This window comes from Hoylesella timonensis 4401737 = DSM 22865 = JCM 15640 (genome assembly GCF_000455445.1).
Classification (GTDB): Bacteria; Bacteroidota; Bacteroidia; order Bacteroidales; family Bacteroidaceae; genus Prevotella; species Prevotella timonensis.
This window is the reverse complement of sequence record NZ_HG417100.1, coordinates 78,188-99,888: the sequence shown is the minus strand read 5'-3', so window position 1 is coordinate 99,888 and position 21,701 is coordinate 78,188. Positions and strand designations below refer to the sequence as shown.

The 21,701-nt window shown below is 42.2% G+C and carries 19 protein-coding genes and 1 tRNA gene; 11 read left to right on the top strand and 9 right to left on the bottom strand.

Translation table 11 applies throughout. The annotated features are described in order from the left end of the window. The 3 genes from BN35_RS11095 to crcB all read right to left on the bottom strand — a co-directional run. The coding region (locus tag BN35_RS11095) for an IS5 family transposase (RefSeq protein ID WP_081675940.1) at positions 1-743 on the bottom strand (743 nt) is incomplete at its 3' end. A gap of 203 nt (positions 744-946) precedes the next feature. After that, positions 947-1,020 (bottom strand) — tRNA-Ile (locus BN35_RS11090). A gap of 172 nt (positions 1,021-1,192) precedes the next feature. Beyond that, complete coding sequence (gene crcB, locus BN35_RS11085) at positions 1,193-1,570, bottom strand: fluoride efflux transporter CrcB (RefSeq protein ID WP_036893685.1); 378 nt, start codon at positions 1,568-1,570, stop codon at positions 1,193-1,195. A 129-nt stretch (positions 1,571-1,699) separates the two neighbouring features. Between crcB and BN35_RS11080 the strand changes: the two genes are divergently transcribed. Together BN35_RS11080 and BN35_RS11075 are read left to right on the top strand one after the other, a co-directional pair. Then, entirely contained in the window at positions 1,700-2,575 is an 876-nt protein-coding gene (locus tag BN35_RS11080) for a hypothetical protein (protein WP_028901235.1), read from the top strand. Between the two features lie 23 nt (positions 2,576-2,598). Next, entirely contained in the window at positions 2,599-3,102 is a 504-nt protein-coding gene (locus BN35_RS11075) for a GNAT family N-acetyltransferase (protein WP_025072808.1), read from the top strand. Between the two features lie 154 nt (positions 3,103-3,256). On the opposite strand, the gene BN35_RS11070 is transcribed toward BN35_RS11075, so the two are convergent. The 4 genes from BN35_RS11070 to BN35_RS11055 all read right to left on the bottom strand — a co-directional run bounded on the left by BN35_RS11070 (position 3,257) and on the right by BN35_RS11055 (position 7,153). Beyond that, positions 3,257-3,727, bottom strand: a complete 471-nt coding sequence (locus BN35_RS11070; RefSeq protein WP_025072809.1) for an RNase H family protein — start codon at positions 3,725-3,727, stop codon at positions 3,257-3,259. Positions 3,728-3,741: 14 nt separating this feature from the next. Continuing rightward, positions 3,742-5,562, bottom strand: a complete 1,821-nt coding sequence (gene argS / locus BN35_RS11065; protein ID WP_028901234.1) for an arginine--tRNA ligase — start codon at positions 5,560-5,562, stop codon at positions 3,742-3,744. A 397-nt stretch (positions 5,563-5,959) separates the two neighbouring features. Then, positions 5,960-6,412: a DIP1984 family protein gene (locus BN35_RS11060; RefSeq protein ID WP_025072810.1), complete on the bottom strand. Its 453-nt coding sequence runs from the start codon at positions 6,410-6,412 to the stop codon at positions 5,960-5,962. A 225-nt stretch (positions 6,413-6,637) separates the two neighbouring features. Next, complete coding sequence (locus BN35_RS11055) at positions 6,638-7,153, bottom strand: HutD family protein (protein WP_025072812.1); 516 nt, start codon at positions 7,151-7,153, stop codon at positions 6,638-6,640. A gap of 278 nt (positions 7,154-7,431) precedes the next feature. Between BN35_RS11055 and BN35_RS11050 the strand changes: the two genes are divergently transcribed. Then, positions 7,432-8,607, top strand: a complete 1,176-nt coding sequence (locus BN35_RS11050; protein WP_025072813.1) for a TlpA disulfide reductase family protein — start codon at positions 7,432-7,434, stop codon at positions 8,605-8,607. A 96-nt stretch (positions 8,608-8,703) separates the two neighbouring features. On the opposite strand, the gene BN35_RS11045 is transcribed toward BN35_RS11050, so the two are convergent. Next, a complete protein-coding gene (locus BN35_RS11045) occupies positions 8,704-9,783 on the bottom strand; it encodes a phosphatidylinositol-specific phospholipase C (protein WP_051275204.1) in 1,080 nt (359 codons plus the stop codon). A gap of 31 nt (positions 9,784-9,814) precedes the next feature. Then, positions 9,815-10,639 carry an alpha/beta hydrolase gene (locus BN35_RS11040; RefSeq protein ID WP_025072815.1) on the bottom strand — a complete coding sequence of 275 codons (825 nt, stop codon included), beginning with the start codon at positions 10,637-10,639 and terminating at the stop codon, positions 9,815-9,817. 879 nt (positions 10,640-11,518) lie between these two features. On the opposite strand from BN35_RS11040, the gene BN35_RS11030 reads away from it, so the two are divergent. From BN35_RS11030 to pnp, 8 genes are all read left to right on the top strand, one after another. Further along, on the top strand, positions 11,519-12,748 hold the full coding sequence (locus BN35_RS11030; RefSeq protein WP_025072817.1) for a nucleoside recognition domain-containing protein: 1,230 nt from the start codon (positions 11,519-11,521) through the stop codon (positions 12,746-12,748). A 223-nt stretch (positions 12,749-12,971) separates the two neighbouring features. Then, positions 12,972-14,474 carry a lipopolysaccharide biosynthesis protein gene (locus BN35_RS11025; RefSeq protein ID WP_025072818.1) on the top strand — a complete coding sequence of 501 codons (1,503 nt, stop codon included), beginning with the start codon at positions 12,972-12,974 and terminating at the stop codon, positions 14,472-14,474. 5 nt (positions 14,475-14,479) lie between these two features. After that, entirely contained in the window at positions 14,480-16,591 is a 2,112-nt protein-coding gene (locus tag BN35_RS11020) for a S46 family peptidase (protein WP_025072819.1), read from the top strand. A 209-nt stretch (positions 16,592-16,800) separates the two neighbouring features. Continuing rightward, positions 16,801-17,280, top strand: a complete 480-nt coding sequence (locus tag BN35_RS11015; protein ID WP_025072820.1) for a DUF4252 domain-containing protein — start codon at positions 16,801-16,803, stop codon at positions 17,278-17,280. Positions 17,281-17,313: 33 nt separating this feature from the next. Next, entirely contained in the window at positions 17,314-17,823 is a 510-nt protein-coding gene (locus BN35_RS11010) for an RNA polymerase sigma factor (RefSeq protein WP_025072821.1), read from the top strand. Continuing rightward, complete coding sequence (locus BN35_RS11005; protein ID WP_025072822.1) at positions 17,813-18,283, top strand: hypothetical protein; 471 nt, start codon at positions 17,813-17,815, stop codon at positions 18,281-18,283. Before BN35_RS11010 ends, BN35_RS11005 begins: the two co-directional genes overlap by 11 nt. Then, on the top strand, positions 18,270-18,749 hold the full coding sequence (locus BN35_RS11000) for a DUF4252 domain-containing protein (protein WP_025072823.1): 480 nt from the start codon (positions 18,270-18,272) through the stop codon (positions 18,747-18,749). Before BN35_RS11005 ends, BN35_RS11000 begins: the two co-directional genes overlap by 14 nt. 286 nt (positions 18,750-19,035) lie before the next feature. Then, positions 19,036-21,363, top strand: coding sequence for a polyribonucleotide nucleotidyltransferase (gene pnp, locus BN35_RS10995; protein ID WP_028901232.1), 2,328 nt, complete (start codon positions 19,036-19,038; stop codon positions 21,361-21,363). Positions 21,364-21,701 lie beyond the last annotated feature (338 nt).

Below are 21,701 nucleotides of genomic sequence, written 5' to 3'. Positions count from 1 at the left end.
GGTGTACCTTGTGGAAGTTTAGCTTTTTCTAATGGCTTTTCCAAATGTTTGATGTCACTTTCGTTAGCCGGTGTGGTTTCCTCGGCTATCACCAAGCCGTTCTCATCTGTAACCGAATGTCGCTTGTAACCGAAGTGTAGCTTCCCCATCTTCTTTACCCAACGTGCTTCACCATCAACATTGGGCTTGACGATCTCTTTAACCATTGCGTTTTCTGCTACATCCCTACCTGATTCCTCATTGCGATCCTCAACTACTTCGTATTCCTTACGGCCGCGAGGTCGACGAGGACTATCCGTGATACTTGCATCAACGATGGCACCACGCTTAACTAAAACACCAGCTAACTCTAACTGGCGATTTATCTCTTGCAGCACATTGTCGTAAAGATTGGCTTCAACCAAAATGTTACGGAAACGGCATACTGTTGTACTATCTGGAGCGCAGTCATCCAATCCTAAACCAACAAAGCGACTGAAGGACAGACGGTCATTTACCTGCTCTTCTACCTCGCCGTCACTCAAGCCATACCATGTACGAAGAAGTTCGGTCTTGAACAATACAAGGCTGTCATAGCTAGGACGACCAGTGAGACGGTTGTCTTTGGTGTAAGCAATTTCAATAAGTCCACGAATGGGATTCCAGTCGATTATCTGATCAATTTGAAAGAAAAAGGTCTGTTTAACCTTACGATGACCAACTATTAGGTCAGCAAAACTCGGAGAAGAAGAACATTGTTTCATACTATAAAGGTACAAAAATAAGATGAAATGAGCAAATCTTGAACAATGAGTTTTGCAGAGGTCTCAAAATAGGAAAAACAAAGGACAAATAGATAATGGATAATTAGAATTGCATGTATTCTGTGATATCCCGTGTTCGCAATGTGTTCGCAAGCAAAAGAAAAAGGAGTTGCGCTAATGGCGTAACTCCTTGATTTTCAATGTGGACCAGCCTGGGCTTGAACCAGGGACCTCCAGATTATGAGTCTGTTGCTCTAACCAACTGAGCTACAAGTCCGACTTATTGCTATGATGCATGATAAGTTTGCGGATGCAAAGATAGAAAATAAAATTGATATTCGATAGCTTGGTGCCTAAAATTCTATCATTTTACACACTTTTTTGTGAAAAACTGCGGTATTTAGCGAAATAAATGGAATAAAGATTGCCTTATAAACGAAGAAAATCCCTTAACCGACAAGGCGCAATCCAACAAGCACCATTAAAATTCCAAGAAAGACACTGCCTGCAATATACAAAGCTCCGTATAAAATATGCCCGTTCTGTAAAAGTGACAGACTTTCGTTTGAAAAGGTTGAAAACGTGGTAAAACCTCCACAGACGCCTGTAATCCATAACAGTTTCATGTCACCTTGAATAGCTACATTTCGTTCTGCCAATCCACAAAAGATGCCAATGAGGAAGCAACCGAGAAGATTTATGACAAAGGTTGCGAAGGGAAATACCGACAAAACACTCGATGACACGAATTTAGAAAGTAGATATCGGGCTACAGACCCCATGGCTCCACCAACGGCAACATATAACAAACTGCGGAATATATTCATGTGGCAAAGGTATAAAGAATTATGATAAAAGAGATTTCTTCTTTTAATAAAAACTTTCGTTTGGTGATTTTTCTTAAAAAAATAGTATCTTTACCAAATCATATTTATTGGTTTTCAAATGATTTAGTTATGTTGAAAATTTATTACCGAACTTATACACAGGCACTTGTATGGCTTTCCTTAGCCTTGACAACATGGGCTTTGACTTCGTGTAAGGATACTTTTGAAGAGCCAGAGCCTACACCACCAACTCTTTCGGTAGCCCCTGAACTAACCACAGATCAACTTTCAATTGCGTTTGATGTCATTAGTTACAAAGGAACATTTAAGGTTGAAGATGCCAACAGTGACGCACTCACATCGCCCAAGATAGTGATTCATGACAATCATGTCAAGGTAGAACTGAATCAGGAGTTCACGATACTGAAAATTACAGATGCAAGCCAACTACCAATATACCTACAAATTCATTGTACTCATCCAGATTTAATTCCTGTCTCTCATAGTATTTACCAAGATTATGGCGTTATCTCTTATCATGCTATCAAGTATGGAGTTGGAAAAAATAAGATTATTGAAAAGACCATACGAGGAGATGCTGCTCAAGTTTCTATCAACGAAAAAGGTTTACTCATGATTAAGAGTCTCAAGCCAGGTACGATGTCTTTTTTCTTGACAGATAGTAGGGGAGTTGTTAATTCTGTTACTGTTTCTATCCATAAGGGTTGGGACCTCACCAGCAACCATCTTGAAGTAGAAGGAAGTCCTGGTGAACTTCTTTGTTTCTCGATTCTGTTTGGAACACGACAATGGACTCTTACAGAAGAGGATAAGGTAAGTCCGTTTAATCTCGTCATTAATGATGAAAAATTAGACCATTTTATTTATCCACATCCGTGGTTACAACTACAAGTTCCAAAGACGGATAAAGGCAAAGTGGTGTATCAACTTGAGAACAAAGATGGAAATCGGGCAACCATCACCATTCATATAAAAGCGTCTTAGTATTCTTCAAATTCCGAATCATCATGATAAAATTTCGTGAGGCAACGTTATCCGACTTCATTGGCGCATGGAAAGTTCTCCGTACGGCTCGAGATTCGATGTTGAAAGCAGGTAGACACCAGTGGACAGCGGAATATCCTTGTGCAAAAAATGTGATGGAGGACATCACGTCTCATCAAGCTTATGTACTCGAAGCAGAAGGAGAAATCGTGGGATATGTTGTGGTAGCAAAGAATGGAGAACCGAAATACCATGATATTCATGGACGTTGGCTGAGCGAACAAGATTATTTTGTGTTGCACAGATTGGCTATCAGTCCAACTGTTCGTGGAAAAGGTTTAGCCAAACAAATTTTTCATGAAGTGGAAAATTTATGCATCAGTCAAGCAATACATAGCATAAAAATAGATACTAATAATGACAATGTCGAGATGCTTGGTATGTTACAGCAACTGGGGTTTACTTATTGTGGTATTATCAATTATGATAAAAATAAACAACGCCTTGCTTTTGAAAAGTTAGTATAGCCTTTGCTCTTTCTTTGTTGGCTGTTGTAAAACAAAAAAGATGCTCCTGTTCATTTGCATCAACACAATCGTTGTGTGGCTGATGACACGCCTTTTCGCACTTTCTATCAAAGGCTTTCGAAAAGCAAAGCACCGCATTGAGCTCAAAGCTCCATCATTTTCGTCCGAAATCTGCAGGCACTTCGCCCCATTTTGCCGTTTCCCATTTGATGACAGGATTTTGGTAAACATGGGTGCGTAGCCACTGTTCGGCTCTTGTAATAATCTGATAAAGCGGTTCGGTTTGTGGGGTACGTTTCAATTTTGTTTTACATTGTTTCTTTTTCACCCACAAAATGGCATTGTAGCTATCCGAGTAAATCGTTTTTTGTGTATCGCCTTGCTTTTCTAACAATGCCAAAGCGTGTATGATAGCCAAAAACTCACCTATATTATTAGTGCCATGTAGGGGACCGAAATGAAACACTTCAGCCCCCGTAGCCAAGTCTATCCCCCGATATTCCATTGGTCCGGGATTGCCCGAACATGCGGCATCCACTGCCCAAGCGTTTGCCTTTACCTCTAAGGGCAAGGGCAATACCGTGTCGTGCCGATTATCAGGAGGATTTAAACAATTATCTTTCATCCGCCAGCTCTTCTCTACATTCTCTCTGGAACCTCGATACCTAACAATTGCATGGCATTCTTAATGGTTTTTGCCACATTCGCTGCAAGCACTAAGCGAGCTGTCTTTTCCTCTTCTGAATTGGCGTTAAGAATGCTGTAATCATGGTAGAACTGATTAAAATCTTTGGTCAGTTCGTAACAGTAGTTTGCAATACCACTTGGACTGTAGTCAGTGCCAGCCTGTTCTACCACGGCTCTATAATCGTTCAGCTTCTGAATTAAGGCAATCTCTTTATCATTCAGAGGAGCGTTTGTAGATAATTGCTGCGGCAGTTTTATGCCCTCTGCATCGGCTTTCCGCATGATAGAGCGGATACGCGCATACGTATATTGAATAAACGGTCCTGTGTTGCCGTTGAAGTCGATAGACTCTTCTGGATTGAACAGCATGTTTTTTCGTGCATCTACTTTCAGAATAAAGTATTTGAGCGCTCCCAATCCTACAATGCGTGCAATGTCTTGTTTTTCTTGTTCGCTCATGTCATCAAACTTGCCCAACTCGTCACTGGTCTTGCGAGCATCGGCAATCATCTCTGCTATCAACTCATCGGCGTCGACAACAGTTCCCTCGCGGCTTTTCATCTTACCGTTTGGTAATTCAACCATGCCGTATGAGAAGTGTACCAACTCCTTGCCCCACTTAAATCCTAAACGGTCAAGCAAGATTGACAGCACTTGGAAATGATAATTCTGCTCGTTTCCAACCACATATATCATTTTGTCGATAGGAAAATCCTTAAAGCGCATTTCAGCCGTACCAATATCCTGCGTCATGTACACGCTGGTGCCGTCAGAACGAAGCAACAGCTTTTGGTCCAGTCCTTCTTTTGTAAGGTCTGCCCATACACTGTTGTCATCCTTTCGGAAGAACAGTCCTCTATTGAGTCCGTCTTCTACTTTAGCCTTTCCCTCGAGGTAAGTATCTGATTCGTAATATATCTTGTCAAAGCCTACGCCCAATGCCTTGTACGTCTCGTCAAAGCCAGCATAAACCCAATTATTCATTTTTTTCCATAGCGTGCGTACCTCCTTGTCGCCTTGTTCCCATTTCACAAGCATGGCACGCGCCTCTTTCATCAATGCTGACTCTTCTTTTGCTTTGTTCTCTGCCGTCTCTTCGTCCAGCCCTTCTTCAGCCATATACTTGCTTTTCAGTGCTGCCAGTTCGGCTCTGTAATGCTTGTCAAATGCCACATAGTAGTCGCCAATGAGGTGATCGCCTTTCTTTCCGCTCGATTCGGGTGTTTCTCCATTTCCCCATTTCTGCCAAGCGAGCATGGATTTGCAAATATGGATGCCCCTATCGTTCACGATGTTTGTCTTCACCACCTTGTTGCCGTTGGCTTCCATGATTTGTGCCAATGACCATCCCAACAAGTTGTTCCGCACATGTCCTAAGTGTAACGGCTTATTCGTGTTAGGTGATGAGTATTCTATCATCACGAGTGGCGAGTCTTCGGTTACAGGTTTTTCGCCAAACTTCTCATCCGCATGAATGTCGTTCAGAAGGTCTACCCATGCTTCTTTGGCAATGTTGAGGTTCAAAAAACCTTTCACTACATTGAAACTTGCCACCGCGGGACAGTCTCGAACCAATAGTTCACCGATTGCCTTTGCTGTATCTTCGGGCTTTTGTTTGGATATTTTCAAAAAGGGGAAAACCACTAAGGTGAGGTTTCCTTCAAAGTTACTCTTTGTTTTTTGTAGTTGTACCATTGACATTGGTACCTCTTGACCATAGAGTTCTTTCACTGAAGCAATGACAGAACTTGCAATTTGGTTCTCAATTTTCATGCTAATAAAAAATAAAATTTACTGACACTGAAACAATCTTCATGCTTAAAAAGCACACATATCAAACTTTTTGATGCTTTATCAATAGAAGAGTTATGCGCTGCAAAGGTACAACATTTAATTCAAAACAACTGGGTAACCGCTGTTTTTTATCCCACTTCCCACCCTCATCTCTTAAAATACAGTCAGTTGATGGTCGTACACCATGCGCTATACGCCATGCATTCGTGTGCTGACGTGCTGAACCTGCACCGTAACTTGATTCAAAAAGAATCATGCTGTTGGTTCCGAACAGCTCATTTGATCACAGGATTCAAAAGGTTTCAACTCGCCCTGTTCCAAAAGATTACACCATTATGTGATGTTCGCAAACAGCAAATGGTTTGCTGTATGGCGACTATATCAAGTCTACCTCAAAGTTGGCTGCTTGTATTTGCATGTCCAATTTGCGGAGTTTCTTTGCGTATAGGTCTATTTCTTTGTTCAAATCCTTTACGTTAATGGTCGTTACGTATTTTATCTCCGACCGTGAATAGCGATCCATGCCTTGAGATGCCTGCTCAAACATATCGCGCAAAATGGAGATGCGCTTTGTGAGTACATCTCGTTCGGCTATCATATCGGTTAATGTTCGCCCATTGTGCTGGGTTTGAATGTTTGTGATATTTATTTGCAACATCAACTTTTGAAGTTGAATGAGACATTCGTCCAACTCTTTTAGCAACTCGTCAGGATGTTCAGCGGGTTCATCTCCCTCTTGAATTTTAACGTTTTGTACCAGCCGAGTTTTGAGTTGGTCTATCTTCTTTTGCAAATCTTTCCGAATACTTAGTGCTTCTGCTAATTTCATGTGAATGCGTTTAGATGGTTTTCATAAAAGAATTTTCGGACAACATTTCGCTGTCCATTGCGTTGCCATGCGTTGAGCGTCTATTGATGTTGTACGTATTCAATATCTTCTACTCAACGTTTGGTATGGCGAAGATACAAAAAATAATTGAAACAGTCCTCCTTTTGGATGAACTTTCTGACTTATTCAATAAGATTTCTTTCTTGTATCAGCCGTAACTATAGCTCAAGGAATTTCTACTACCACTGCTTTTCCTGTAAACTTGTAAGGCTCGGATGTGAGAACAGAATTGTATTTCTCCACCTTTCTGCCATTGATATCAATGTCCTCGAGGGCAAAAATAAAGGTTTTGGTGGTCTTTTCGTTCTCTCCTTTGTGGACGACAGTAACCTTTGTTTTGTAGTCTTTACGGCAAATGACATTGAAATCGATAGCTCCACTACTGTTTACCGAACGGACAGTTTTGCTCCCGTCGAATGCGAAAGGAAGGTCATTACTCAGTTGGTGCGCACGCCCATCTATATATAAGGTGATGTTTCCCCCAACAGGTAACAAAAAGCGCTGATAGTGTGAAAAGTCAGAAAAAGTACTTTCCGTGAGGTGAATCACCGCTGACGATATTCGCAGGTTGAAGTTTCTCTCTGCAAGACTACTGTCGTGAGGGAGGATGAACAGCTCTCTTGTGATGCCGCCGCTCCATTTGTTTACCTTATAATCTGACTGTTGAATAATTTTGAACATCTTTTGTTGGTTTTGGTGATAGAAGAATGGCTTTGTCCCAAAGTTCGAATAAAAGCCACTTTCGCAATGAACGATGTGGCGAAGATACAAATAAAATGAATAGGTACGCACTCTTTTCAAAGATTTTTATGCGATGATGATGATGTGTTGGAAACTCTGAGTCTTCACACTTGCAAAACCAAAAGTCGAAAAGGAAAAAAATATTGCACACTGCTCCGTATCTCAATTATTTGATTTATCTTTGCAGCAATCATTACACGTTATCAAACAAGGTATATATGAAAAAGACATTGCGAAATATTTTCTGCTTAGCTACTTTTGCGTTAGCGGCATTATGCTCTGTTTCTTGTACGCAGAAGAAGTTCAACATCAATGGCAACATCGCACAAGCGAAAGATTCTACTTTATATTTTGAAAACATGGGGCTGAATGGTCCCAAGGTTCTTGACTCGGTGAAATTAGGTGAAGATGGTGCATTTAGCTTTAGTGAGAAAGCACCTGAGGCTCCCGAGTTTTATCGTTTGCGCATTGCTGGACAAATTATTAACCTGTCCATCGACTCTACCGAGACCGTTCAGGTAAAGGCTTCGTATCCAACGATGGCGTCACAATATGAAGTAAGTGGTTCTGACAACTGCTCGAAGATAAAAGAACTTACTTTGAAGCAAATGGGCTTGCAGGCTTTGGTGAACAACATTGCCCAAAATATCAACCTTACTTCCGAAGTCATGGACGACAGTTTGCACAAGGTCATGGCAGCTTATAAAAACGATGTTAAGCTGAACTACATTTTCAAAGAACCCATGAAGGCTTATGCGTACTTTGCTCTTTTCCAAACCATTCACTGGGGTGACGCCAATGTGTTGGTGTTCAATCCACGAACCAGTGAGGACGATATAAAGGTTTATGCAGCTGTTGCCACCAGTTGGGACACCTATTATCCACATGCAGAGCGAGGAGAGAATCTTCATAACATTGCGATTGAGGGGATGAAAGATGTGCGTATTATCCGCAACAATCAACAGAAAGTAATCGATGCCAGTAAGATGGCTACCACTGGTCTCATTGACATCGCCTTGCCCGATAACCGTGGAAACATTCGCAAGCTTAGCGACTTAAAGGGGAAAGTAGTGTTATTAGATTTTCATATTTTTGCTTCAAAGGAGTCTACCCAGCGTATTATGATGCTTCGCGAACTGTATAATAAGTACCATGAGCGTGGTTTTGAGATTTACCAAGTATCGGTTGACCCCAACGAACACTTCTGGAAAACCCAAACAGCAGCATTGCCGTGGATAAATGTATATGCAGCCGAAGATGAGCAACAGCAAATACTGACTAATTATAACATACAATCCATTCCTACGTTCTTTATCATTGATAAAAACAATACGTTGCAAAAGCGAGACGTACAAATCAAGAATATCAACGCAGAGATTGAGTCGCTGTTATAGAATACAAAAACGAAGGTAGGGTGTGCTCACGTATGGGGCAACTAACGCATCAGCGGCAGGATGCTGATGCGCACCTACAACACTTATAAAAGGCTATCAGAGATTCCTTTGAGGAATTGATGATGGTCTTTTTTCGTTACGAAAGTTATGAGCGATAATTTCTTTGGTCAGTGTGAATCCCTTGACCTCATGGCGTCCAGAGATGTCTACCCCGGCATAATCCATCATGATGATGCCCAATGCCCCTTTATGTGAAAGATTTTTTAGATAATGAATGGCATACTGATTAGTGATGGAGGCGTTTTTCCTATAGCCTTCTGATGTGGCTATCCGCTCGCCTTGTACCACGACACTCTCTGCATAACCCGAAGTATGGTTAATGACAAGGGGGCAGTGCGCATTTTCTTGCTGCCTCGACCTTGTAGAGAAGTCCAACAAACGCTTTATACTTTGACATTTTAAGGCTACCGCTTGTTTCCCCTCGCTGGTGTCATAGTAGTCTTGCACATACAGCGCACCCTGACTGTCCTCATGATATAATTCGCCTTTAGATTGCAGTGCAAAGTCGGGTTCGTGCGTCCAGCCACCTACATATGCGCCAATCGGTTTGTCCGCATACACATCTCTACTCAACAGTAAAATTTTTCCACGCATCTCGCCCAAGGTCAAATGGGGGTGATATGCAACAAACAAGTTTTCAAAAGCAGGGGCATGTAACAACTCTTCCATGAGTCCTGCCCACCGCTCATCGTTTTTGTCAGCACTGTTTTCGTGACGCATCAGGACAATAGCAAACTCCGATGGGTTCTTTCTCAACGAGTCGCGTAGCGTGACAAGTGCCTCTTTCATGGAAAGACGTGTTTGCCATGTTCCATGAAAAATAGCTAACGACGGATTACCAACGGAATCTATATGCACGGCAGGGCGCAAGTCAAACGCCCTAATTCCCGACTTCCATTGGTTACCCAAACTTACATCTTGAGTGAGCGCATATTGTTTGCCTGTCCTCTCGTCTTTTTCAACAAATCCGTTCCCTGTACACGCATCGTGTGTCCCAGGAATAGACAGCTCGTAAAGAAACACATCGTCATTGATAGCGGCTAACCAATTCTCGGCAAACGCTGTCGTAGTAGTACCCAGTAAGAGCCATAGACAGCTGATAAAATATTTGTTCATGGGGCGAAATGTATGATTACAAGAAGAGCCATTAGAAACTACGTAACCATGCTTGCAGATCCAAACGCATTTCCACGTGATATCTATACCTACTATCAAATCCATATCCATGCCCTCCAGAGGGATAAACGTGCAAAGAGGCAGGTACATCGTGGCGATATAGTTCAAAATAATAGTTCACACCATTTGCTGGTTGCACCACACTGTCATCGTCTGACAAAGCAATAAAGGCTCTGGGCGTGACACGTGTTACCTGTATGTCGTTGCTATATTCACGCTCCTCACGCTTGCTTGGCTTACGTCCCAACAAATTGTCATGCGACTCTTTGTGGGTAAAGTCAGGCATCATCGTAATGACAGGATAAAACAAAATCTGGAAGTTGGGCTTGGCATCTCCTCTGCTATGTGTTGCAATGGTAGAAGCCAAATGACCTCCTGCCGACGACCCCATAATGCCTACGTCGTTTCTGTTGATGTGCCACGACTGCGCATGCTGTCTTACCAGTCTCATGGCTTGCTCGGCATCGCTGATAGGTGCTTGTGCTACGCCATTGGGTAGTCGATATTTCAGCACAATTGCCGCAATCCCCATGTCATTGAAGAATGGTGCCCATGCCGTACCTTCGTTTTCCATGGAAAGTTTGGCATAGGCTCCGCCGGGGCAAATCACGATGGCACGCCCCGTAGCACGCTTGGCATCTGGTAGATATACGCGCATCTTCGCCGTATCGGTATCCACACCAGTGGGATGGGGGACACGTCCGTTCCAGATGTTCATTTCTAAAACACGCTGTGCAGATGTGTTGATGGTGAGCGACAAGAAGAGAAAAATGGATAAAAGTTTGCTTAGCTTCATGAGTGATTTTATTTTGAGCGTATGGAAGGAGTGCACACAACGGCAGGGGTTTGCAGGTCTTGTTAGCCTGAGTTCTATTTAGTTAAAATGGTACATCGCCCCTTGCCCCTCTCCAGAGAAAGTGGTACTCATCTTTGAGAGAAGTCTTGTGTCCACCTTTTGCAAAGATAATACGCATTCAGTTGACATGCAAACAAAATTTCATCTTTTCACATATAAAAACGATTTGCAACAAAAAAGCAAACTTGTGTGGGTTCGCAGCTTGAGTGAGATGTATGAGGAGATATTAAACTTTAATGATGATTTGGTAGAGGCATCCGTTGCTTTCTGTCCTATTATTTTACCAAAAAACGACCATCTAAAATCTTCAAAATAGAAAAATTTAATAGGCAAACGACATGCAAAAATGCACTGATTTGAACAAAATAAACGTCTTTTCAGGCTGAAACATGGACTTAGCGGTCTTGGAAACACTCAATAGAGGCGTTATTCACATGCTTCAACGGCATTAAAGCATACAAATAGCGAGCTTATCTCAATGCTTCAGTCGCAAAAGAGTGATAAAAATACGAAAGAAAAGATATGATTTAAGTATAACGTATTCAATAACAATGGGTTACGAAACTTCCTCAAATTTAGCGTATTTGCGACCAACTTTGCCCTTGGTGGATTACACGCGAGTTATGAGAGGCTCTTTGTAAAGAAAATTCAGCATTTAATTTCCTTTCATACAGCATACCAATCCTATATTACAAACGCTGTTTTGTTGGTGCCTTTCGATGGAAAAATAGCTATTGTTCACGAAAGAGCCGTGCCCAAAGACTGAAAAAACATCTGATTGCTTGGGTGTGCCGTCATTTTTATTTAATTTTGCAGCCTATGGTATTGAATTATATTTGGGTAGCATTTTTCATCATAGCTTTTGTCATTGCTTTGTTGAAAATGATTTTCATGGGCGACATGGAAGTCTTTCCCGCTATGATGAACTCTACCTTTGACTCATCGAAAACCGCTTTCGAGATTTCTTTGGGTTTAACAGGAGTGTTGTCGTTGTGGCTTGGCATCATGAAGATAGGCGAGAAAGGTGGTGTGATTGCTGTCTTGTCACGCATACTTTCACCCGTGTTTACTAAACTCTTTCCCGACATCCCCAAGGGACATCCTGTTACGGGAAGTATTTTTATGAATATTGCCGCTAACATGTTAGGGCTTGATAATGCTGCCACACCGTTAGGACTCAAAGCCATGGAACAGTTGCAGACACTCAATCCAAAGAAGGACACAGCTACCAATCCCATGATTATGTTCTTGGTTCTGAACACCTCAGGACTGACATTGATACCTGTGAGTATCTTGGTGTATCGGGCGCAACTGGGAGCAGCGCAGCCCACAGATATCTTTATCCCTATCTTGTTAGCCACCTTCTTTTCTACTCTGGCAGGTATTGTCATCACCTCTCTTTATCAAAGAATCAATCTCCTTAATAAAGTGATGGTTGGTGTCTTAGGAGGTATGAGCGTACTCGTGGCTCTCATCATTTGGAGTTTTGGACAGATGAGTAAGGACACCATGAACGTGGTGAGCACCAGTGTAGCCAACATTCTGCTCATGACGATTATTGTGCTGTTTATCCTTGCCGGCTTGCGCAAGAGAGTGAATGTGTACGATGCTTTTATCGAAGGAGCCAAGGAGGGTTTTACAACAGCTGTACGAATTATTCCTTATTTGGTAGCCATTCTCGTGGGTGTTGGTGTGTTTCGTGCCTCAGGTGCTATGAACCTCTTGGTAGAAGGCATAGAGTGGTGTGTGGCATCTGTTGGGGGCGATACCGAATTTGTGGGAGCGCTACCTACAGCACTGATGAAACCGCTTTCAGGTAGTGGGGCACGTGGAATGATGGTGGATGCCATGACGACATACGGTGCAGATTCGTTTGTAGGACGTTTAAGTTGTATCTTTCAGGGGTCTACCGATACAACGTTTTACATCTTGGCAGTATATTTTGGTAGTGTAAATATCCGTTATTCTCGTCATGCTGTGGTGTGTGGATTGCTGGCAGATTTAGCAGGAGTCATTGCGGCAATAGCCATTGCGTATATGTTTTTTTAGTAGACAAGTTGACGAGTAGACAAGTTGACGAGTTGATGAGTTATTTAGTTTTTATGTTTTTGAGTTAAAAGTTTATAGAGAAATGAATTACATAGATTATCAATATTTCCCCATCGGCACTGAAGAAACAGCGGAATTGTCAACTTCTGAACTTGTCAACTAACCATCTAATAGACTTGTCAACTCGTCAACTTGTCAACTCGTTAACTAATAACAAAACACCATGTCAAATCTAAAGTCATTAGTAAAGGATACAGCCATTTATGGACTGAGTAGTATTGTAGGACGATTTCTCAACTACTTGCTCACACCACTCTATACCATAAAACTGGCATCTGCGAGTGGAGAATACGGCATCATGACAAATATGTATGCCATAACAGCCTTAATCCTCGTCATATTGACGTTTGGATTGGAGACCACTTTTTTTAGGTTTGCCAACAAGTCGGGGGAAAATGCGAATCGTGTGTATTCCTCTACGCTTATTACCGTGGGGGCAGGAGCTTTGGGTTTCTTCTTGTTAGTACTTTTGTTCCTTTCGCCCATTGCCTCGTTCATGGGTTATGCCCATCATCCGTCCTACATTTGGGTGATGGCACTCACGGTGGCTATCGACTCGTTCTTGTGCATTCCATTCGATTACCTTCGTTTTAAGAGTCGTCCTATCAAGTTTGCATCAATCAAAGTATTCATTATTGTTCTGAATATTTCGCTCAACTTGATTTATTATCTGTTGTTTCCAGCCTTGTATGCTTCTCATCCTGATTTGATGTCTCATATTTATCAGCCTTCGGTAGGAGTGGGTTATGCTTTTTATATCAATTTGGCTTGTTCGGCACTCACCATACCTTTGCTCTGGAAAGAGTTGACCAGTGTGCCTTATCATTTTGATGCAGCCCTCATGCGGCGCATGCTTTCATACAGTTGGCCTATTTTAGTATTAGGCTTGGCAGGTATATTGAATCAAACAGCTGATAAAATTTTATTCCCACATATTTACAAGGGAGACGACAGTTTGATGCAACTGGGTATTTATGGAGCGGCCAGTAAGATAGCCATGATTATGGCGATGATTACGCAGGCTTTCCGATTTGCTTACGAACCCTTTGTGTTTGGCAAGTCTGAAGAGCAGGATAATCGAGCTACCTATGCCAAGGCAATGAAGTATTTTATCATCTTTACACTTCTTGCTTTTTTGGTGGTTGTAGGTTATTTGGACGTGTTGCGTTATCTGATAGGAAGAGATTATTGGGCAGGATTGCAAGTGGTACCTATTGTCATGGCAGCCGAAATGATGATGGGCGTCTACTTTAATTTGTCCTTCTGGTATAAGCTGATTGACAAAACGATATGGGGAGCTTATTTCTCTGGCATTGGATGTGCGGTATTGATAGCGATAAATATTATTTTTGTTCCTCGCTATGGCTATATCGCTTGTGCATGGGCTGGCTTTACTGGTTATGGTGTAGCCATGATCTTGTCGTATGTGGTGGGACAACGCAAATATCCAATCAACTATCCAATGAAGAGTATTTTTAAGTATGTAGCGTTAGCATTGGTATGTTTTGCTGCCATGACGGTCTTCAACCAAATGCTCCCCAGCGCAGCAGCATTGGGGGTAAACACCTTATTGATATTGTTGTTCGTCTCGTACATTGTCAAGATGGACTTCCCATTATACCAGTTGCCCGTTATTGGAAAATATTTTAAGAAATCAACTAAATAAAAAGAATGAAGAAATCAACATTACTCCTTGCCGGACTGCTTGCTGCCAATGTGGCAAGTGCCGATGAAGGCATGTGGACCCTTTACAATTTACCGCAAGCAGTGTATGAGCAAATGCAAGCAGAAGGATTCCAAATGCCTTATAATGACTTGTATTTTAGCGATCATGCTATCAAGAATACCGTTGTCAACTTTTCTGGATACTGCTCTGGTGTAGTTGTGTCGCCCAATGGTTTGGTATTTACTAACCACCATTGTGGATTTGAAGGTATTCGCAGTCACTCCACTGTAGAACACGATTATATGAAAAATGGATTCTATGCCAAAAGCTATGAGGAGGAACTACCTAACAAAGACATGTTCGTGAGCTTCATGGTCGAGCAGAAAGACATTACCGCTCAGCTGCATCAACTGCACTTCGATGAGATGACAACTGCACGACAAGGGGTGGTTTTGGACTCACTACAGAACGCAATGACCGACTCTATTAAACGGATAGATAAAACCCTGCATGTGGAGATAGATGCTTTTTACGAAGGAAACCAATATTATGCCACCACTTACCAACAGTTCAACGACCTGCGACTGGTATTTGCTGTGCCCAAATCGATGGGCAAATTCGGCGGCGAAACCGATAACTGGATGTGGCCACGGCAAACTTGTGACTTCTCTGTTTTCCGTATTTATGCTGATAAAAAGACGAATGGTCCAGCCGAATATTCTAAAGATAATGTGCCTTATCGACCCAAATATTGGGCACCTGTTAGTTTGCAGGGATATAAAGATGGGGATTATTCTATGACGATTGGTTATCCTGGGTCTACCAATCGTTATCTCTCATCCTATGGTATTCGTGAGCGTAGAGATGCCTTGAACACACCTCGAGCACAGGTGAGAGGTGTAAAACAAGCCATTATGACTCGTCACATGCGGGCAGATGAGGGCGTGCGTATCAAGTATGATTCGAAGTTTGCACAGAGTGCTAATTACTGGAAGAATTCCATCGGTATGAACAAGTGCATCGACTCCATCGGAATAATCCAGCAGAAGCAGCAATACGAGCAGAAGATACGCCAATGGCAACAGGAAACAGGGTATCTGAAGGGCAAGCTCGACTTTGATACCATGGCTCGACTCTACAACCAACGCCTTGATGTCATGAAGGCTTTTATGTTCTTCCGCGAGACATTCGGTCACACCAACGAGTTCACCAACCGTGCCATGCAGTTAAACAATAAGGAAATACACGGTCCCAAAAACAACCTCAAAAAGCAGTATATCCTCTTCAAGGACAACAGTGACGAGTGGGATGCAGCCTTAGATAAGGACGTATTTGTCGCACTCTTGAAGAATTATCAAGACAAAGTAGAACCGAAGTATTTGCCAAAATTCTATCAAACTATCGCTAAAAAGTTTGGTGGAGACTGCAAACGCTATGTAGAGTATCTGTATGAAAAGTCGTTCTTGATGAAGAGCGGCAAGCGAATCTACACCAACAAGAAAAGCTACCAGCGTGACCCAGGTGTTGTGTATAGCCTTGATTTGCTGGAAATCATGGGGCAACTTTCTGCTGATAAGTCTCAGTACGAAGACAGTATTGCCCTACAAGAGAAGTATCTGTGTGCTGCGAAGTTGCGCATGGAGGAGGATATGCCGCATTATTCGGATGCTAACTTTACCATGCGGTTGAGTTATGGACAGGTTGGAGGATTCTTGTTAGGCGGTAAACCTTCGGGCTATTACACTACAGCTGAAAGCATGGTGGAGAAAATGAATCGTGCCAACGAGGTGTATGAGTATCAGGCAGAACCTGTGATGAAAGAAATATTGAGTGCTGATAATTTTGGGAAATATCAAGACAAGCACACGGGTAAGATGCAATTATGTTTCCTTACCAACAATGATATCACTGGTGGTAACAGCGGAAGTCCGATGTTTGATGGAAAGGGACGGCTCATCGGTCTGGCTTTCGACGGCAATTGGGACAGTCTTTCGAGCGACATCAACTTCGATACTCGCTTAGCTCGCTGTATCGGAGTAGACATCCGTTATGTGCTTTTGATGATGGATCGTTGGGGACATGCGGATCGTTTGCTTCAAGAAATCAACGCTCAGTAAAGCTATGGTTGCGCAATAGCTTGTATCTCTGTGCTTTGTCATGAACGATTTGACAGTCGCTTGTATCCACAAAAAGGAACATCATTCTAAAAAAAAAGTTCTTGATATTTGTAACACAATCAGTGTTTTCTACGTCTGATAGATTAGAACACCTCAACGGTAGCGTGTCTTTGAAATCGTATAACATAATCAGTTAAAAATTAAAACGTATGAAAAAAGTGATGATGATGGCAGTGTTGGCATTCATGACCATGACTGTTCAAGCTCAAATGTCGGTAGACGGTTTGATGAAAAAGTACAAAAATTCGCCCAAGGCTGAATATGTACATGTGCCGAAAGTGATGATAACTCTTGCCAAGGCGATAAAGACTGGCGATGCCGATGACTATACGAAATACCTCAAGCACATTGACAGTATCAAAGTCTTGGATATGGAGGATTGCTCAAATGCTGTCAAACAACAGTTTCTTAAGGATGCCGATCAACTGAAAACAGCAGGGTATGAGGTGTTGATGACGGCAAAAGAAGCAAAAGAGCAAACCGTCATCTTGACAAAGAGAAACAAAGCGGGAATTAAAGAGCTTGTCATCGTGGATTCGGATGATGACGATGCGACATTAATTCAAATCTTGGGGAATATTAAGAATTCAGAGATACAAAAGATAGTCGCTAAGAAAAAGAAAAAATAGTCAGCTTCCAACTCACTCAACCTTACTTGCTGTATGGATGCCTCACAATTTAAGCAGTGTTTCTTGCCATGCCATGAGCAATTGTTTCGCATGGCATGGCGACTCACTGGAAACATGCAAGCTGCCGAAGACTTAGTACAAGAGACCTTTCTTAAATTGTGGATGAAGCGTGATGAGTTAGCTACCATCGACTCGTACGAGGGTTTTAGCGTCACCATCTTAAAGCATTTGTTTTATGATGAGCAGCGGAAACGGTGCTTGCAAACAATCCCTCAAGCATTGGAGCAATTGCAAATACCACATCCTGATGACACGGCAGGAGCGTTTGAGGAAGAAGACAGCGAACGTTTCATCATAAAGCTGATACGTCAATTGCCTAAGAAACAGCAACAAGTAATGCTACTTAGGGATGGGGAGGGACTTGACTATCAGGAGATAGAGAAGCTAACAGGACAGAAGACGGTGCATATTAGAGTGCTATTGAGTAGGGCACGAAAACAAATTAGACAACAACTAAAGGAGATAATGCAAAATGGAAAGTAGTGAACTTAAAAAACTTGTGGAACGTTTCTATGAAGGAGAAACCACCGAGCAAGAAGAAAAATTGCTGCAACATTATTTCCTTGACGGTGATGTGTCGCCCGAATGGGCAGTAGAACAGCAGTTGTTTAAGCAGCTGTATCAAGCGGATGTCCCTGTTCCTGAATATCTCGAACGGCATTTGTCGCAACAAATAGACGGTTGGAACAAGATAGAGAAGCTGTCTGAACGAAAAGCACGCACGTTCACTTTACGCTGGATAGTTGGCGTAGCTGCTGGCTTGTTGCTTCTTTTCTCGATAGGCTTGTTGGTTCACTTCCAACAAAAAGAGGATGAAATAGCAGCACAACGAGAAATAGTGAACAATCCTCAAGATGCGTATGCCGAGACTGAAAAGGCACTTCTAAAGTTTTCTAATACTATAAATAAAGGCTTAAAACAATTCGAAAATGAAACAAGATAGCAACTTTCTGATGCCATTAAAACGCATCCTGCTTGTTCTTATTCTGGCAATGAGCAGCATATATAGCGTAGCACAAGACCAATTGTTTAAACAGTTTGATGATGCCAAGGGAGTGAGTACCGTTTATATTTCGCCCACAATGTTCAGGTTAATGCCCAAGTTGGAGTTTGGGGATAAGGATATTACGAAGATTGCCTCTAAACTAACCAAACTACAAGTGTTAGAATGTGAACGCCCGTCGTTGATACCCACCATCAAGAAGCAAGCCACCAACTACTATAAGACCAATAAATACGAAGTGGTGATGAAGATTAAGGATAAAGATGAACGCACCACTATTTATCTTAAATCGTATGGAAAGAACAACAATGAGTTCATTTTGATGAACGAAGAGCCAAAAGAAATTACGATTATACAGCTTGTGGGACATATCACTTTAAGCGAAATTAAAAACATTGCCAAGTAAGCTGTAATGGTATCAATGAACATTCGTCTTTCCCGTGATATGTTTTGATACATACGGAAAATGAATGGAATTTGTTGAAAAAACACAAATAATAGGAGTTTTGTTCGTTTGTTCCCTATTATTTTTTTATCTTTGCGTGGTTTTGTAACTGTATGCGACTAACCTCATTAGTTCTGATTGCCGTCATGAGGCAATTGATTCTTTATATCATTTAGCGCATTAAGTTACAATAGAAGATGATTTTTTAGATGTTAGACAAAACAATAAAGTTTTTTATTTTTTTTAGATGAACGTAATTACGAAAACAGTTCAATTGCCTGATGGCAGAACCATCAGCATTGAAACCGGGAAAGTTGCAAAACAGGCCGATGGCTCAGCGGTAGTTCGCTTGGGTAACACGGTGCTCCTCGCAACTGTTTGTGCAGCAAAGGATGCAGTTCCCGGAACAGATTTTATGCCTTTGCAAGTTGATTATCGCGAGCAGTATAGTGCCGCAGGTCGTTTCCCCGGTGGATTCACCAAACGTGAAGGTAAGCCAAGTGACAATGAGATATTGACATCTCGATTAGTGGACCGTGCGCTTCGTCCATTATTCCCATCCAATTATCACGCAGAAGTGTATGTACAAATCATGCTCCTTTCTGCCGATGGTGTAGATCAGCCCGATGCTTTGGCAGGTTTGGCAGCGTCAGCAGCCATGGCATGTTCAGATATTCCTTTCGATTTCTATATCAGTGAAGTTCGTGTAGCACGCATCAACGGTGAATATGTGGTGAACCCAACATTTGAACAGATGAAGAGTGCCGATATGGATTTGATGGTAGGTGCCACCAAAGACAATATCATGATGGTGGAAGGTGAAATGGATGAAGTGTCTGAGCTTGACCTTATTGAAGCTTTGAAAGCGGCACATGAGGCTATTAAACCGATGTGTACCGTGCAAGAGGAGTTGAATAAGGAATTAGGTAAAGATGTGAAGCGCGAGTACGACCATGAGGTGAACGATGAAGATTTGCGTCAGCAAATGAATGATGAGTTGTACCAACCAGCCTATGATATTACCAAGCAGGCGCTGCCCAAGCAGGAACGTCACGATGCTTTCGATAAGATTATATCCGACTTCCTTGAAAAATATGATGCAGCACATGCAGATTTGACGGAAGAAGAGTTGGAAGAGAAGCATGCAGAGGCTACACGCTATTACGATGACGTGTTGAAAAATGCGATGCGTCGTTGTATTTTGGACGAAGGAAAGCGTTTAGATGGCCGCAAGACCGATGAGATTCGCCCGATATGGTGCGAAGTGAGTCCGCTGCCCATGCCTCACGGAAGTGCTATCTTCACTCGTGGAGAAACACAATCGTTGTCAACTTGTACGTTAGGAACCAAGCTTGATGAGAAAATGGTAGACGATGTCTTGGACAAGAGTTACCAGCGTTTCTTGTTACACTATAACTTCCCACCATTCTCTACTGGTGAGGCTAAGGCTCAACGTGGTGTTGGACGCCGCGAAATAGGTCATGGACACTTGGCATGGCGAGGATTGAAGGGACAAATTCCTGAAGACTTCCCTTATACGGTGCGCTTGGTGAGCCAGATTTTAGAGAGCAATGGCTCTTCTTCTATGGCGACTGTTTGTGCAGGTACATTGGCTTTGATGGATGCAGGTGTTCCTATGAAGAAGCCCGTCAGCGGTATTGCGATGGGATTGATTAAGAACCCAGGCGAAGATAAATATGCCATTTTGAGTGATATTCTTGGAGACGAGGATCACTTGGGGGATATGGACTTTAAGACAACAGGAACAAGAGATGGCTTGACAGCAACGCAGATGGATATCAAGTGCGACGGTCTGAGCTTCGAAATCTTAGAAAAAGCATTGATGCAAGCAAAGGCTGGTCGTGAACACATCCTTGGCAAGATGCTCGAAACCATGCCTGAACCACGTTCAGAAATGAAACCTCAGGTGCCACGTATCGAAGCTTTTGAGATTCCTAAGGAGTTTATTGGTGCTATTATTGGTCCTGGTGGTAAGATTATCCAGCAGATGCAAGAAGATACTGGTGCTACGATTACCATTGATGAGTTGGATGGCGTGGGAAAAATCCAAGTAAGCGCACCTAATAAAGAAGCCATTGATTCGGCGATTGCTAAGATTAAAGGCATTGTTGCTATTCCAGAGATAGGAGAAGTTTACGAAGGAACCGTTCGCTCTATCATGCCTTATGGTTGCTTTGTAGAGATACTTCCCGGCAAAGACGGTTTGTTGCACATCTCTGAAATTGACTGGAAGCGTCTTGAAACAGTTGAAGATGCAGGCATTCATGAAGGTGACAAGATTAAGGTGAAACTGTTGGAGATTGATCCGAAGACAGGCAAATACAAACTTTCTCGTAAGGTATTGTTAGAAAAGCCCGAAGGATATGTAGAGCGCGAACGTCGCCCACGTCCTGAACGTCGAAACAATATGAACAACGAGCGTCGTCCACGACGTGATGATGACAATGGCTATCACCACCGTAATAATGGTGGATATGGCGATCGTCCACAGCGTCGATTTGAACATCATGACGATAATGTAGATTCTGTTGATAATACATCTAACGATTTTTAATAGAAGAACAATACTTCATCAAGCACATCATATATGAATATTGGTGTACTTGACGAAATGATAAAAATTAAAAATAGTAAGTAGCATCATGTTACTTACTATTTTTTTTGAGTACTATATTTAATTCATCAATAGCTTTTTTTACTGAAGCCCCCCCTTATATGGTAAGTATCCAATATTAGCCGCCTTTGCGTGGCCTTCCTGCCTTACTACCTTTGCCCGAAAAACTTATGTTTGTGCTCAACGAAACAAATGTTTTTCGGGTTTGTTGCACTCCAGTAGACATGCGTCAGGGTATTCTTCGCCTGTCCCAATTGGTACGCAGCAATGATTTCAGC

Excerpts from the sequence above, each read along its gene's own strand:
- BN35_RS11045 (WP_051275204.1), bottom strand. The coding sequence starts at position 9,783 with ATGAACAAATATTTTATCAGCTGTCTATGGCTCTTACTGGGTACTACT.
- BN35_RS11010 (WP_025072821.1), top strand. The coding sequence starts at position 17,314 with ATGGATGCCTCACAATTTAAGCAGTGTTTCTTGCCATGCCATGAGCAA.
- BN35_RS11005 (WP_025072822.1), top strand. The coding sequence starts at position 17,813 with ATGGAAAGTAGTGAACTTAAAAAACTTGTGGAACGTTTCTATGAAGGA.
- BN35_RS11055 (WP_025072812.1), bottom strand. The coding sequence starts at position 7,153 with ATGTTCAAAATTATTCAACAGTCAGATTATAAGGTAAACAAATGGAGC.
- BN35_RS11000 (WP_025072823.1), top strand. The coding sequence starts at position 18,270 with ATGAAACAAGATAGCAACTTTCTGATGCCATTAAAACGCATCCTGCTT.
- BN35_RS11050 (WP_025072813.1), top strand. The coding sequence starts at position 7,432 with ATGAAAAAGACATTGCGAAATATTTTCTGCTTAGCTACTTTTGCGTTA.
- crcB (WP_036893685.1), bottom strand. The coding sequence starts at position 1,570 with ATGAATATATTCCGCAGTTTGTTATATGTTGCCGTTGGTGGAGCCATG.
- BN35_RS11060 (WP_025072810.1), bottom strand. The coding sequence starts at position 6,412 with ATGAAATTAGCAGAAGCACTAAGTATTCGGAAAGATTTGCAAAAGAAG.
- argS (WP_028901234.1), bottom strand. The coding sequence starts at position 5,562 with ATGAAAATTGAGAACCAAATTGCAAGTTCTGTCATTGCTTCAGTGAAA.
- pnp (WP_028901232.1), top strand. The coding sequence starts at position 19,036 with ATGAACGTAATTACGAAAACAGTTCAATTGCCTGATGGCAGAACCATC.
- BN35_RS11040 (WP_025072815.1), bottom strand. The coding sequence starts at position 10,639 with ATGAAGCTAAGCAAACTTTTATCCATTTTTCTCTTCTTGTCGCTCACC.
- BN35_RS11075 (WP_025072808.1), top strand. The coding sequence starts at position 2,599 with ATGATAAAATTTCGTGAGGCAACGTTATCCGACTTCATTGGCGCATGG.
- BN35_RS11080 (WP_028901235.1), top strand. The coding sequence starts at position 1,700 with ATGTTGAAAATTTATTACCGAACTTATACACAGGCACTTGTATGGCTT.
- BN35_RS11070 (WP_025072809.1), bottom strand. The coding sequence starts at position 3,727 with ATGAAAGATAATTGTTTAAATCCTCCTGATAATCGGCACGACACGGTA.
- BN35_RS11015 (WP_025072820.1), top strand. The coding sequence starts at position 16,801 with ATGAAAAAAGTGATGATGATGGCAGTGTTGGCATTCATGACCATGACT.
- BN35_RS11020 (WP_025072819.1), top strand. The coding sequence starts at position 14,480 with ATGAAGAAATCAACATTACTCCTTGCCGGACTGCTTGCTGCCAATGTG.
- BN35_RS11025 (WP_025072818.1), top strand. The coding sequence starts at position 12,972 with ATGTCAAATCTAAAGTCATTAGTAAAGGATACAGCCATTTATGGACTG.
- BN35_RS11030 (WP_025072817.1), top strand. The coding sequence starts at position 11,519 with ATGGTATTGAATTATATTTGGGTAGCATTTTTCATCATAGCTTTTGTC.